This is a genomic window from Pseudarthrobacter sp. NPDC058196 (assembly GCF_042882685.1).
Taxonomy (GTDB): domain Bacteria; phylum Actinomycetota; class Actinomycetes; order Actinomycetales; family Micrococcaceae; genus Arthrobacter.
This window is the reverse complement of record NZ_JBHVVN010000003.1, coordinates 246,773-261,099: the sequence shown is the minus strand read 5'-3', so window position 1 is coordinate 261,099 and position 14,327 is coordinate 246,773. Positions and strand designations below refer to the sequence as shown.

Genomic DNA, 14,327 nt, shown 5'->3' with positions numbered 1-14,327 from the left:
GGTGCAGTGGCAATCTTTACGGACCCCATCAGGGAACACGCTGATTTCGGGCCGGGCGATGCCGAATGGCTGCACCTCCTGGTGGGGGACTGGCAGATGGTCGCGGACCTGGCGTTCGCCGACCTGGCACTGTGGTTCCCCCACCCGGAGCTTGGCTATGTCGCGCTCGCCCACGTGCGCCCTTCCACCACGCATACCGCGTTCCACAGCGACTTCGTGGGGGAAGGGATCCGCTCGGACCTGCAGCCTCTGGTGGACAAGGCCTGGAACAGCCGCTCCATTGAGAGGTCCAGCGAAACCAACTGGAACAGCGAGATGGCGCTTCGGGTGGAGGCGGTCCCGATGGTCCGGAACGGGCGGACGCTTGCGGTGGTCACCACGCATATGGACCTGTCCAGTTCGCGGATGCCGTCCCGGCTGGAGCTGACCTATCGCCAGTGCGCCTATGACCTGCTGCGAATGGGTACCCTCGGATTATGGCCGGACTTTGCTTCGCCTACGGGGTCTCGTCGGGGCGCCCCCCGCGTGGGGGACGGCCTGATCAGGCTTGATGCCGATGGTGTGGTGCAGTATGCCAGCCCCAACGGCGTCTCCGCGTTCCGCCGTCTTGGCGACGGGGAATCCCTGGAAGGACGTTCCCTCGCCGAGGTCACGGCCGGCCTCCTCAAGGACCGGCGGATGGTTGATGAGACGCTGCCGCTCGTGGTGACCGGGCGCATGCCGTGGCGCAGCGAGATCGAATCGCGGGGCGTCAGCTTGTCCCTTCGCGCCATCCCCTTGCGCGATGAACAGCAGCGCTTCGGTGCGCTGGTGCTCTGCCGGGACGTCTCGGAACTGCGGCGGCGGGAAATGGAGTTGGTGACCAAAGACGCCACCATCCGCGAGATCCACCACCGGGTCAAGAACAATCTCCAGACCGTCGCTGCGCTGCTGCGGATGCAATCCAGGCGGATGGTGAGCGACGAGGCCAAGCAGGGACTGGAGCAAGCAATGCGCCGTGTGGCCACCATCGCCCTTGTGCACGAGACCCTGTCGCAGGGCCTGACCCAGAGCGTTGATTTCGACGAGCTGATCGGCCGCCAGTTCAGGCTGTCCGCCGAGGTTGCGTCCCCGTCGCAGCAGGTACGGACCGAGCGCTCCGGCACGTTCGGTGAGCTGCCCAGCGACTTGGCCACACCGCTGGCCCTGGTGATCAACGAACTGGTGACCAATGCCGTTGAGCACGGTCTTGAGGGACGGGCCGGGACAGTTTGGCTCCTGGCCGACAGGTCCGAGGGGGAGGACGGCGAAGAACTGACGGTAACCATTGCCGACGACGGTGTGGGGCTCCCGGAAACCCCCCACGTCGAAGGGCTTGGATTGCAGATCGTGCGGACTTTGGTCACCAGTGAACTGGGCGGCACCATCACCTGGGAGCGCCGGGAGGGCGGCGGAACCGAGGTCAAGATCAGGCTCAGCCTGCACGGAAAGTAGGCAACGGGCCGCGCCGGGACCCCATGGGCTGACAAAGCGGACAGGCATGGAGTGGAACGAAAACAACAAGAGGCCCCGGGCCGATCCTTGCGGATCGACCCGGGGCCTCTTGTTGTAACGGTCCGTTTGACCAGGCCGGCTGCTGGCCTTCTAGGAGGCCCGGCGTGCTCGCGCGGCACGCCGCTTCAGGGCACGGCGCTCATCTTCGCTCATGCCGCCCCAGACACCGGCATCCTGGCCGGATTCCAAGGCCCACTGGAGGCACGTGTCCACGACAGGGCAGCGGCGGCAGACGCTCTTGGCTTCCTCGATCTGCAGGAGGGCCGGGCCTGTGTTTCCGACGGGAAAGAACAGTTCCGGGTCCTTGTCGAGGCACGCTGCGCGGTTACGCCAATCCATGCTGATCAGTTGCTCCATTTCTGGGAAGTGCCCTTTGTGAAATTATTCACTAGTGGCTACAAAGGAAAGGGGCCCTCTGGGCCCCCTTGGTCATCTGCATCAAGCCTGTCATGTTAACGCTGTGTAAACAAGGGGTAATAACGCCTGATATCAGTGGAAACCTGAGCGATGCATCACAGTGGCGGCTCCTGCCCTCACCAGTGTCCGACTATGTCCGGTAGGGTGCCAGTGTGTCAAGACCCCCGGTAAACCCAGCAGGTGTCCCCGCGACCCCGGACGAACCCGGCAACGGAGCCGGCCGTCCGGCCGATGAGCCTTCCACTGCCGCACCAGTTGCTGCCACCGTGGTGGCGCTGGTTGCCGGTGCCGAAGCCCTTGCCCTGCTGGCTGCTGCAGCCTGGTACGGCTATGAGCTGTTCACCGGCAGCCCCGTGCTCTCCTTCTGGGGAGCTGTCTTCACCCTGGGACTCCTGCTGGCCTTTTCCGCTTGGCTCTTTGCCGTATCCGTCTTCCTCTACCGCGGGTACCGGTGGACCCGGGCAGCGGCGCTGGTCGCCCAACTGTTCGTCCTGACGATTGGTGCCCCGACCATGACCAGCGGCCTGGTCTTTGCGGGTGTGGCAATGGTGGTGCCAGCGGCTGTCGCCATAGTCCTCCTGTTCTCCAACAAGGTGGTCAATTACGCGTCCCGAACCGGCAGTCCGCCTCCTGCTCTCTGACCGTATTGGTACATTCCCTGCGACGCCGGATTGGGTATCGAATGCCCGGATTGGCCAGCGGAGGGGAACATCCGTCGGTTCAGGCCGCGGCACCTGCCCATCCCACCTGAAGGGCACACGACCGCCCCGCGGAAACCAGGATGCCACGTCCCGGCGGTGGATTCGTTTCCACCTCAAACCGGACCCCGAACAGGTCGCCGTCAGCTATCGATCGCGGGCACAACAGAAGGCCGAGGCCGGCCGCACGGGCGTTCATGATCAAAGGAACGCGTTGTGGCAGCACGGGGCTGAAACTTGCGGTGACCACCAACGAATAGCCCAAGGCGTTCAGGTGGCCCAGGTCCTTCACTGCCGGCGCGTCCAGAAGGTCTACATCGTCAACGAGCAGCAGTGTGTCGGGCGACAGCTCACCAGCCTCGGCCTGCTGCAGCACGCCCCGCCAAAAGTCTCCGGCCCTTTTGTGCGGCACAGGACTTGAGCACCACTCTCTACTGGAATTGAGCCTTTTCATCGCGTGCAGTACGTTGCTTTTCCCGCTTTCTGGGCCGCCGAGGACTGCCATCACGCCGCCGGCTGGAATCCGGACGGCCATCGCATCCAGCTCGTCGCCCGCCACCCCCAGCAGCACGGACCGGGCCTGCCCGGTCCGTGGGGACGCCTTTGCAGCGCCTGCTTGCCCGTTCCGGGAACCCGTCCGGAACGCTGCCTTGCGCGACATCGTGGGCTCTGCAATTGCCGTGACCTCGCCGGTGGTGATCATAGCCGGGAGGGGTTCCACCCGGAAGGGCGGCGATGCAGCCGGCAGGCCGCTCTCGCCGGGGGAGGACTGCCCTGGGGCAGCGGGGGATTGCCGGTAGAACTGGCACACCGCCGGGCCGCCAGTGGCTGCCGGACCGAATGCCACAGCCCTTCCCGCCACCGGGGGAATGGAGGGCATCCGGGGCCATGCCGCGCGGCTCTCTTCGGTGGAGCCGAACGGAAAATAGAAGCGGTTGGGGATGGATCCGTAAAACCTGGCTGCGACCAGTTCCCGTTCACCGGAAAGCAAAAGCGTTATGCCAGCCCTGGCTCCGTCGCGGGCGAGGTCCTGGGCAAGGTCTTCGGCCCAGGCCAACGGCCCGGACCGGAACGCTGAAACCCAAGAGCCCCAGCCAGACACAACGAGCACAAGGGGTACGTCCCTGGCAGCCGGCCGGCTTAGGCGCCTCCCAAGTTCGCGGGTAAGACGCTCCAGGATCCGGACCCCCCGGCGCAGCTCGTGGACACCGGCGTAGGCCCCGGTGCGGCCGGCGTGCGCGAAGGGCAAAAGGCTCCCCGTACTGTCCAGGAAATAGAAGTGCGCCTCGTGCGGGCGGGCCATCAATCTTCCGGCCGTCAGTTCAAGGGCTTCAAGCGCGCCGGAGGTGGAACTGCCCAGGAAGGCGGCATGGCCATCGCTGGCGCGGTCCCAGGCTAGTGTCACAACCTCCTGCTTCTGGGGCAGATCCATCAGTCCCAGGTGGACACTGCCTTCGACGTCGCCAGGTGTAACGGACATGGACCTGGCCGCCGAGGCTTCAGGGGCTGACGACTTCGGGTCCGGTTCTTCCAGGTATTCCGGCAGTGGAGGGGCTACCGGTCTCCTGGGGACCCGTTTGCCCTGCGCCACGCAAAGGGACTCCACGAGTGCCACCAGAGGAGCCGCCGCCTTGGCGGGGGTCGGCGCAGCGCCCGGCGCGGTGGGGTCCGCGCCTTCCCGGGAAGCCAAGTACGCCGTTGTCGGCTGGATGACGACCGCATCGTGCAGCTGGTCTTCGGAAACGGCAGACAGGGACGCGGCCTGAAACTCTTCGGCAGGTTCCGCACCACGTGCCAGGAAGGCGCGGCCCGGAGCGTCCACACCGACGGCCGCCGCGGCCTTTGAATTGATGATGTCCATGGACTCCATGTCGGACTGCACGCGGAGGGCAATGCTGGACGTGACGTTCGCCCGGATATCGGCTGTCAGTGCACCTTGTGGCCTTTGCGTGGCCATCACCAGATGGATACCCAGCGACCGCCCTATGGAGGCGATCCGCAGCAGCTCACGGAGCACTTCCGGAGCGTCGTCAACGAGCATCCTGAACTCGTCGATGATGATGACAAGGTGGGGGAGGTCGAAATCCTTGGCCGCCGGTGAGGATCGGTAGGCTGCCAGGTCCGGTACAGCGGCTGCGGAGAGGTGCTCCTCACGGAGCCTGACTTCTGCCCGCAGCGACACCAGGGTACGTTCCATTTCGGCGGTGGACAGGTCGGTTTGGAGTCCGACACAGTGGACCAAGCCGCGGAGCGGACCCAAGCCGGAGCCACCTTTGAAATCGATGAAGAAGAAGTTGATGCGCTCTGGAGGGTAGCTCAGGGCGAGGGCCAGGGTAAGGGTCCTGAGCAGTTCCGATTTTCCCGATCCTGTGGTGCCTGCAACGAGCACATGGGGACCGTCGCTCTGGAGGTCCAGGGTTCTCGGGCCGGCCGCACCCAGGCCCAGCGGCGCCGAGAGTCCCTGCCTTTGCGCATTTGCTTCCCAGCGTCGCGCGGTCTCCGCCACCGTTACGGGCAGGATCTCGCCGAGACCGACGGTGGCCGGAATCGACCGCACGTGCCCGTCCTCCCGCGTCGGCGCCTTCGCCAGGCGTCGGCACAGCGTAGTGAACACTGCCTCCGGGACAAGGTCCGGTACAAAAACCGGCTTGCCGTGGTCATGGAGCATGACCGACCGGCGCTCGGACAAGAACACGTCCGCTGACGGGGAATCGGTGTCACCCGGAAGAAAATGAAGAACCTGCCACCCCCTTTCCACAGCGGCGTCACGAACCTCGATGTCACCCGCCTCCGCCGGGCCTGCACTCCGAATCAACAGGACGGTCCGCTCTGAATCGGCAGGACCACCTCCACGGATGACCCGGAGGCCGGCGTCAGTTGTTCCGGTGAGGGTTACCCCGGGAAGATACCGGGCCGCCAAGGGCAGATTCTCCGGCCGCCCGTGGACTACCACCCCCGTCCTTCCGGCGAGGGGGTAGCCCGCAAGTTGCATGATGAGGGACCGGATCGCGCCGTCTACCCCTGCCGAGGAGCCCGCCACAATGGTGAGCGGACGGCGCGGGTCAAGGACGACAGGTACTTGCCCAACCGGCTGAATCGTCCGGACGGCGCCTGCCGGCTCAACCCGGACGTTGGCGGCCTGTTCCATCTCGCCCAACCTCAGCCACACGCCGTCGGACGCCGAATCTGGGGCGGGCGCCTGAGTGCCCCGGTGCGCTGCCAGGGCAACGACGGCAAGGGACGGGGCGCACCGTCGCCGGCGCTCCCTGTCTTCCTGCACCGCCGCCTTTACGGCAGCCGCCAATTCCTGCCTTTGCCGCCTGCCGCCGATGACAGGCACGAGAACGGAAAACGCGGATGCCGCCGAGAAGGCAAGAAACATCCACATCCCGGTGAAGACTGCCAGCCCCACGCCAATAGCCAGCGGGAGAACTGCGGCCAGCAGGAACTGCGCGCGGTTGCCGGCCTCAGCCCTGCCGGAGACCACGATGGGTTCGGCCACGGATCCTCCGGCATCCGCCAGGACCCTTTCCGGCAGGTCCGAAAACACCAGCGACATGGTGGACTGCCCGCACCGAATGCCGGAATCCGTGGAGATGACAGTGCTCCGGATCCTCTCGCCATCGACGTACGTGCCATTAGCACTGTCCAGGTCGATCAGGATGATATCCGTGTCCGTGACAACAAGGCGTGCGTGCTCGCGGGACAATTCCGGATCCGGGATGACAACGCGCGTGCCGCTCCGGCCTATGGTGTAGCTGCCTCGCCGGATCGGTACGACTGTCCCCGCGGCAGCCCCGCTGTGAATGGCGAGTGCCAGTGGGGCGGCGGTATCTGCGGCCGGGGGACGCCGCCGCCGTTGATCCGAGGGCGCGCCGCCGCCGTCGACAAGAATTGCCGCGCCCACCAGCGGCGGAACACCGGAAACCAACGAATAGAGATCCTGTCCGTCCACCGTGACCGGCCCGGTGCCGAAGCTCTTCGACAACTGTTCGTTGATGACAGCTCCCGAGGTGCCGGGCGGAGCCTCGATCGACAGTTCGAGAGGGGACCGCAGACGTGGGGATCCCGGACCACCTACCAAGGTGCAATGCAGGGTCATGGGCGCCAATCCTTCGTGTTATGCGGTCACGCTATCCACGAACGGAGAGCATATGGAGCCGTTTCGGGCTCTATGTGGAAAACCCCTTCAGGGAGAGCTGCCTGCTGGGGCAGGTCGGACGGGATCGCCACACCCGGCCCCCTCAAAAAGCGGCCATGAGCAGCAACGGAGCCTCCTTTTGGGCACAACCGCCGACAGTGCAGACGTTGATGCAGCTGCGCGTATCGGGGCAGGCACCAAAGCGGGCCATCTCCCTCGAACCCGGGAGACGGCGCGCCCGGGGGGGGAGAACTGCGGTGTGGTCCGTGGCGCCTTTAAACTAAGGCGGCCAATGGAATCGCCCCGGCACGCGGGATGCGTAAGTTGACCAGGATACGGTTCTGCGGTGCGCTTGAAACCTGTTGTGCGACGGATCACAGGGGCTGCGCGGATTCGACGGACGTTGCGGTCCCTCGGGTAGGCTAGAGCAGCAGACGATGCACTCCATTGTGCTGCCCGTATTCAAACCAGGAGATTTTGTGACCGCTGACCTCGTCATTGTAGGGTCCGGCTTTTTTGGCCTGACAATCGCAGAACAGGCCGCTAGCGAGCTCGGCCTGAAGGTTGTCGTCCTCGACCGCCGCCACCATATTGGCGGCAACGCCTACAGCGAAAAGGAAGAGCAGACCGGTATTGAAATCCACCGGTATGGCGCCCACCTCTTCCACACGTCCAACGAGCGCGTGTGGGAATACGTCAACAGGTTCACGACCTTCACGAACTACGTGCACAAGGTTTACGGCGTCCACAAGGGGGAGGTGTACTCCCTGCCCATCAACCTGGCCACCATCAACCAGTTCTTCCGGGCAAACCTCACCCCCGGGCAAGCGCGGGACCTCATTCAAGAACAGGCCGGGGAACTGGCAGGAACCGATCCCCAGAACCTCAACGACAAGGGCATCCAACTGATTGGCCGCCCACTGTACGAGGCCTTCATCAAGCACTACACGGGAAAGCAATGGCAGACGGATCCCAAGGATCTGCCGGCGGGCATCATCTCCCGGCTGCCCGTGCGCTACAACTACGACAACCGGTACTTCAACGACAAGTACGAAGGCCTGCCCACCAACGGTTACACCGCGTGGATCGAGAAAATGGCCGAACACCCGAACATCGAAGTGCGCCTGAACACCGATTTCTTCGACGAATCGCACGAATACAGCAAGAACAAGGTTGTCGGCAAGATTCCCGTGGTCTACACCGGCCCGGTGGACCGCTACTTCGACTACGCCGAGGGCGACCTCTCCTGGCGCACCATCGACTTCGAAGAAGAAGTACTTGATGTCGGCGACTTCCAAGGCACCTCCGTCGTCAATTACAACGACGACGACGTCTCCTACACCCGCGTCATCGAACCCCGCCATTTCCACCCCGAACGCGACTACCAGACCGAAAAAACGGTCATCATGCGGGAGTTCTCGCGATTCGCCGAAAAGGGCGACGAACCGTACTACCCCGTCAACACGTCCGCCGACAGGGAGCGACTGCTTAAGTACCGCGATCTCGCAGCTTCCGAAACGGACGTCTTGTTTGGCGGCCGGCTGGGCACCTACAAATACCTGGACATGCACATGGCTATTGGTTCCGCGCTGAACATGTTCGATAACAAAATCCGGCCGCATTTCGAAAGCGGCGCGAAGCTGGAAAGTGGAGGCGTGGACGCATGAGCGTGTCAACTGCGAACCAGAAGAAATCTGCCGGTGCGGCGAATGACGGGTCTTCCGGGAACTGGAACACCCTTCAGCGCGTCATTTTGCCCAGCGCAAGCCAGATGGACACGGCGCCTCTTTACATGGATATGGGCACGGCCACTGGGATCCAACTCCCGACGATCGGTGACGGAGACGCGAAGGACGCGAAGCCCCGGACCATCAGCAGCCCGACCAAAGAGGCGCACGTAGAGGACTTCCTCTCGCGGCACTCCACCTCAGTGCGCTCGGGGGAGCGCGTTTCCTTCGGCACCTACTTCAACGCCTTCCCGGCCAGCTACTGGCGTCGGTGGACTACGGTGAACAAAGTCCGGTTGCAGGTCCGGACCCAAGGTGCCGGTTCTGTCATTGTCTACAAGTCCAATGCCCGGGGTTCACTGCAGCGGGTAGATACCCGCCGTGTTGAAGGTATCTCGGAAAGCCACTTTGAACTGTCGCTGGCTCCCTTCGGAGACGGTGGATGGTACTGGTTCGACCTGCTGGCAGGCACCGAGCCCCTGATTATGCTCGACGCCGAATGGCAAGGGCCCGCAGTCGAGACCGCCCCTGGATCGGTAACCCTCCAGATCACCACACTCAACAAGACGGACTTCTGCCTCAACAACCTGCGTCTCCTGGCCGACAGCGCCGAGGCCCTTGCCCACGTGCAAGAGATCCTCATCGTTGACCAAGGGACACAGAAGCTTTCGGATGCTCCCGGCTTCGACGACGTGAAAGAGTCCCTTGCCGGCAAGCTCCGCATCATCAACCAGTCCAACCTGGGCGGGTCTGGCGGATTCGCCCGCGGGATGTTCGAGGCCGTCGAAAACGGCAGTGACTATGTGCTGCTCATGGACGACGATATCGTCGTCGAACCTGAAAGCATCATCCGGCTCCTCACTTTTGCCGACCGGTGCAAGACGCCGACCCTAGTCGGCGGACACATGTTCGACCTGTATAACCGGACTGTCCTGCACACGTTTGGCGAAGTGGTTAATCCGTACCGCTTCCAGCCGGCCCTCCCCAGCGAAGATATGATCCTCGGGCACGACTTCCTGTCGTCCAACCTGAGGCAGACTTCGTGGCTGCACCGGCGCTGCGACGTCGACTACAACGGCTGGTGGATGTGCTTGATCCCCACCAAAGTAATCCGCGATATTGGGCTTTCGCTCCCGTTGTTCATCAAGTGGGACGACGCTGAATACGGTCTGCGCGCAAAGGAACACGGCTACCCCACGGTCTCGCTGCCCGGATCAGCGGTGTGGCACGTTTCGTGGATCGATAAGGATGACTTGGTCGGTTGGCAGGCATACTTCCACTCCCGGAACCGGGTCGTGGCCGCACTGCTCCACAGCCCGTACGAATTCGGCGGTGAAGTTGTCAAGGCTTCCCAGTACGGCGACATCAAGCACATGGTGTCCATGCAGTATGCCACTGCGCAAGGCCGGCAATGGGCACTGGAAGATGTGTTGAAGGGGCCGGAGGCCCTGCCCGACCTGTTGTCGACCAAGCTGCCGGAAATCCGGGAGATGATGTCGGCGCACTCCGACGCCGTGTTCCGGCCCGATCCGGAGGACTTTCCTGCCCCGAAGATGGACAAGCCGCCCCGCCGCGGCCACGGCCCGTCCCAGCCTTCGAGAATCACCCTCCTCCCGTGGGCTGCCAAGACCATTGCCCGGCAGTTGGTCAAGCCCGTCACGGGGACCAGTGCCGAACGCCCGCAGACGACAGTGGCACATCAGGACAATCGCTGGTGGAGGATGGCGCAGTACGACAGCGCGGTGGTCTCAAATGCTGAAGGAACCGGCGCTTCATGGTACCGGCGTGATCCCAAGCGGCTGAGGAAAATGCTGGCCGAAAGCGGCCGCCTCCACGCGGCCCTGCTCAAGGAATGGCCTGCGCTCAGCAAGAAGTACAAATCAGCCATGAACGATCTGACATCGATCGAGTCGTGGAGGAAGACGTTCGAGCAGCATACGCAGAATGAGATCAAGTGAGCGTAATTTCGACCGGTGATCTGACCACGCCCGGACTGGGCGGGGGACTGCGGGACATCAAACAATCAAGCTTCCTGCTTAAGCTGCTGGTGCGGAAAGAACTGAAGGTTCGTTACCGGGGCTCTGTCCTCGGACTCCTCTGGTCCTATGTCAAACCGGGCGTCCAATTCATCGTCTTTTATGTAGCTTTGGGAATCTTCCTTGGATTGGAGCGGAGCGCCAGGAATCCGGACGGATTGGCAAATTATGCCGTTTACCTGTTTTCCGGCATTGTCCTGATCAATTTCTTTTCCGAGGCGTTGGGCAACGCGGCACGGTCCATCGTGATGAACGGAAACCTGATCAAGAAGATCTACCTTCCGCGCGAATTGTTCCCCGTGGCCTCCGTCTGGGTGTCTGCGGTGCACTTCTTCCCCCAACTTGTGGTTCTCGTCGTCGGCTGTGTCTTCGCCGGATGGCATCCGAACCTGGTACAACTGTTGGCTGCCGTTGCCGGCTTTGTCATCGTGGGACTTCTTGCGACCGGCTTGGGCCTGCTATTCGGTGCAGCCAACGTGTACTTTCGCGATTCGGAAAACCTCGTGGACATGCTTTTGATGGTTGCCACCTGGGCTTCCCCCGTCATGTATGCATGGTCCATGGTTGAGCAGAAGCTTGGGAGCACCGCGTTTGCCATCTATCAGGCAAACCCGATCACCATCGGGGTGGAGTTGTTCCACTACGCGTTCTGGTTTCCGACGACTGACGGTTCGGCAGCCATGCCGCCGAACCTCTTCGGTTTGTGGCTGCCTGTTGGGCTCGTAGTTGCGGTGGTCATTGTTGTTTTGGGTCAGTACACCTTTCGGCGCCTCGAGGGCCGTTTCGCACAGGAGCTGTAAGTGGTCACGGCGATAGAAGTTTCTAATATCAGCAAGCAATTCGTCTTGCGCCACACCAGGTCCCTGAAAGAGGCTGTGGTTTGGTTGGCCAAGGGGCGAAAAGGTGATCTGTCCGAAAAGTTCCATGCCTTGAAGAACGTTTCTGTTGAGGTCCAAGCGGGCGAAACAGTAGCGCTGCTGGGGTTGAACGGCTCGGGAAAATCCACTCTGCTGAAACACATTTCGGGCGTGATGCTGCCCGATACCGGCACGGTCAAAACGAGGGGACGGGTAGCCGGGCTGATCGAGGTGGGTGCCGGTTTCCATCCTGACCTGTCAGGAAGGGACAACGTCTTCCTCAACGGGGCTATCCTCGGCATGACTGAACAGCAGGTAATTGACCGGTTCGACGAGATAGTGGAATTCTCGGAGATCGGCCAGTTCATCGATACTGAGGTCAAGTTCTACTCCTCCGGGATGTATTTACGGCTCGCTTTCTCCGTGGCGGTCCACACAGACCCTGAAGTATTCCTCATTGACGAGATCCTCGCCGTTGGCGACGAGCCCTTCCAGCGAAAGTGCATCGACAAGATTCAGGAACTCGCTCGCGACGGAAAGACACTGGTGGTGGTGAGCCATGACCTCGACCTTGTGTCCAGGATTTGCGAACGGGGCATCCTGCTTGAACACGGCAACGTGAAGTTCGACGGCTCGATTCATGACGCAGTTGCCTTACTTCGGTCCTGATCCGTTCCGTAACGGCCTGTTCGCGTGGAAAAGTGCCGAACGTAAGTTGTTGTCCTAATGGCCCGCGTATCTGGCGACTTTGTCGGCCGGCACGTTCGAGCAAGGCCCGACATCGGGGTAGTCACAGGACCGCGTCGTGACATTCAAGGACTCAGGGCAGTTGCCGTCGGTTTGGTCATTGTCTACCACGTCTGGCCGACAGTGCTCCCCGGAGGTTTCGTCGGCGTAGATGTGTTCTTTGTAATCTCAGGGTTCCTGATTGTGGGATCACTCGTTCGAGAAATAGGGAACTCAAAAAGCCTGAATCTCCTGTCCTTCTACGAACGAAGGATTGTGCGGTTACTTCCCGCCGCGACTCTCGTACTTCTGGTCATCGTTCTGGGCACCGTGGTTCTGCTTCCGCAAAGCAGATGGCAGTCGATCAGCTTGGACGTGATTGCGTCAGGGCTTCAAATCCAGAACTGGAATCAGGCGTTCAGTGCGAATAGCTATGCGCAGGCTACGGCCCTGGTCTCTCCGGTCCAGCACTATTGGTCCCTCGCCGTCGAGGAGCAGTTCTACATCTTCATACCAATTGTGCTTCTTGCCGGGGCGTTTCTCGCCCGGAGGTTCGGCAGAGACGCAAAATCCGTTTCCGTTGCTGTTATCGCCACGATTACGGCCGGTTCCCTTGTCCACAGTATTTTCCTGTCCGCTTCCCACCATGAAATTGCCTACTTTGCCACCAGCACGCGCATCTGGGAGCTCGGCGCCGGCGGGTTGACTGCTCTCTTCCTCCGGAAGGGCTGGCCGGGCGGAAAGGTTGGGATTCTCGCTGGGTGGGGCGGCTTGGCAGGCATCGTATGCGCCGCCTTCACGTTCTCAACGTCACTTTCCTTCCCTGGCTACGTGGCCCTGCTACCCGTTGTTGCCACGATCCTGATCCTGTCCGTGGGAGGCGGCCAAGACAGGGCGGAAGGTGGTCCCTCGGTATCTTCCCTGTTGAGTCTGCGCCCGGTCACGTTCGTGGGTGACACCTCATACTCCTTGTACCTGTGGCACTGGCCGATAGTAGTTTTCTATGTCTTCTTCCTGGGCCGTCAACCAGGGGTGGTCCATGGTGCCGTCATCGTGTCACTTAGCATCTTTATAGCAATACCCTCCTATTATTTTGTCGAGCAGCGGTTCAGGCATGTTAGTCGTCTGCCTAAGGCTGCTTCAGAGCGCGCCAAGAAGGAACGTTTCCGCCCTGCCGCAACGTTCCTGGTGGCAGTGGGCGTGGTGCTGGCAACGTCCGGGTCTGCTCTGGTTCCGTGGGGTATCGTCGAAGCCAAATCCCAGGAACTTCAGGGCCTGCTCAATATCCGTGAATACCCGGGTGCCATGGCGTTTGACCCCGGGCGTGAAGTTCCCGTACCGGCTGGTCTGCCGCTGCGGCCGGCAGCATCGCTGGCGTTGAAGGACGTGCCCATCACGGCCGGAGATGATTGCGGAGTCTACGATCCTGCAGTCATGGGCACCGAGCGATGCATCTACGGCGCGACTGATCCTTCGAAAAGCATGGTGATCGTGGGTGATTCCCACGCGGCTCAGTTTGTAGACCCCTTGGTGCTCGCAGGAAAACCGACGGGGTGGCAGGTACATGCGATGGTCCGCAACGGTTGTCCGTTCAGCGCCGTGCCACCCGCAGATGAGACCACTGTCTACAACAACTGTTCGGCGCAGAACCAAGTCTCCTTGCAGAGGATTTTGGCTCTTCGGCCAAATCTGGTGGTTATTTCAGGGATGGTGCCCCAAGGATATGAGCAGGCCCTTCACTGGCGGTGGGACTCGACTGATTCCCTGGTGAAAGGCTACGTTGATCTCATAAGGCCACTTAGGAACGAGGGGCTGAGGGTTGCCGTTGTCCTCGACAATCCCTATCCAGCCTTTTCTGTTCCCGATTGTGTCGAACGCAAGAGCCCTGACGCACCGCAATGCCAGGTGGACCGGCCCAGGAAGGACTGGGGTGACGATCCATTGAAACGGGCTGCAGACCAGATTGCGGGTGTTGAGGTCGTGGAGCTCGCTGACTACATGTGCCGGGCGGATACTTGTCCGGCCGTCATAGGAAACGTACTTGTGTACCGGGATAATCACCTCACAAACACATTTGCCAAGTCTTTGGCCCCCATCCTTTCAAGGAAACTAAGCCTCTAAGCTTCGTGACGTTATAGCATTCGGCATTTCGAGGGGACGACCCAGCGTGCGAATTGCGTTGAGCTTGGATG

The 14,327-nt window shown here is 61.9% G+C and carries 9 protein-coding genes; 7 read left to right on the top strand and 2 right to left on the bottom strand.

What is annotated here, in order from left to right; genetic code table 11:
* The first annotated feature begins 6 nt into the window (after window positions 1-6).
* A complete protein-coding gene (locus tag ACFVVC_RS06240) occupies window positions 7-1,473 on the top strand; it encodes a sensor histidine kinase (protein WP_018760216.1) in 1,467 nt (488 codons plus the stop codon).
* 150 nt (window positions 1,474-1,623) lie between these two features.
* Here ACFVVC_RS06240 and ACFVVC_RS06235 read toward each other — a convergent pair whose 3' ends face one another.
* Window positions 1,624-1,872 carry a WhiB family transcriptional regulator gene (locus tag ACFVVC_RS06235; protein ID WP_003804966.1) on the bottom strand — a complete coding sequence of 83 codons (249 nt, stop codon included), beginning with the start codon at window positions 1,870-1,872 and terminating at the stop codon, window positions 1,624-1,626.
* Between the two features lie 344 nt (window positions 1,873-2,216).
* Between ACFVVC_RS06235 and ACFVVC_RS06230 the strand changes: the two genes are divergently transcribed.
* Window positions 2,217-2,591, top strand: coding sequence for a hypothetical protein (locus tag ACFVVC_RS06230; RefSeq protein ID WP_387450428.1), 375 nt, complete (start codon window positions 2,217-2,219; stop codon window positions 2,589-2,591).
* Between the two features lie 79 nt (window positions 2,592-2,670).
* Here ACFVVC_RS06230 and ACFVVC_RS06225 read toward each other — a convergent pair whose 3' ends face one another.
* Complete coding sequence (locus ACFVVC_RS06225) at window positions 2,671-6,750, bottom strand: FtsK/SpoIIIE domain-containing protein (protein WP_387450258.1); 4,080 nt, start codon at window positions 6,748-6,750, stop codon at window positions 2,671-2,673.
* Between the two features lie 518 nt (window positions 6,751-7,268).
* Here ACFVVC_RS06225 and glf point away from each other — a divergent pair.
* The 5 genes from glf to ACFVVC_RS06200 all read left to right on the top strand — a co-directional run bounded on the left by glf (window position 7,269) and on the right by ACFVVC_RS06200 (window position 14,256).
* On the top strand, window positions 7,269-8,456 hold the full coding sequence (gene glf / locus ACFVVC_RS06220) for a UDP-galactopyranose mutase (protein WP_387450256.1): 1,188 nt from the start codon (window positions 7,269-7,271) through the stop codon (window positions 8,454-8,456).
* Window positions 8,453-10,474 (top strand): glycosyltransferase, encoded by a 2,022-nt coding sequence (locus ACFVVC_RS06215; RefSeq protein ID WP_387450254.1) that lies wholly within the window; start codon window positions 8,453-8,455, stop codon window positions 10,472-10,474. Before glf ends, ACFVVC_RS06215 begins: the two co-directional genes overlap by 4 nt.
* Window positions 10,471-11,352, top strand: coding sequence for an ABC transporter permease (locus tag ACFVVC_RS06210; RefSeq protein ID WP_387450252.1), 882 nt, complete (start codon window positions 10,471-10,473; stop codon window positions 11,350-11,352). The genes ACFVVC_RS06215 and ACFVVC_RS06210 overlap by 4 nt, the downstream gene beginning before the upstream one ends.
* A complete protein-coding gene (locus ACFVVC_RS06205; protein WP_387450250.1) occupies window positions 11,353-12,078 on the top strand; it encodes an ABC transporter ATP-binding protein in 726 nt (241 codons plus the stop codon).
* Window positions 12,079-12,249: 171 nt separating this feature from the next.
* Window positions 12,250-14,256 carry an acyltransferase family protein gene (locus ACFVVC_RS06200; protein ID WP_387450248.1) on the top strand — a complete coding sequence of 669 codons (2,007 nt, stop codon included), beginning with the start codon at window positions 12,250-12,252 and terminating at the stop codon, window positions 14,254-14,256.
* Window positions 14,257-14,327: the final 71 nt, after the last annotated feature.

Bases quoted from the DNA above. Each gene is read 5' to 3' on its own strand.
- ACFVVC_RS06235 (WP_003804966.1), bottom strand. From the start codon at position 1,872: ATGGATTGGCGTAACCGCGCAGCGTGCCTCGACAAGGACCCGGAACTG.
- ACFVVC_RS06225 (WP_387450258.1), bottom strand. From the start codon at position 6,750: ATGACCCTGCATTGCACCTTGGTAGGTGGTCCGGGATCCCCACGTCTG.
- ACFVVC_RS06215 (WP_387450254.1), top strand. From the start codon at position 8,453: ATGAGCGTGTCAACTGCGAACCAGAAGAAATCTGCCGGTGCGGCGAAT.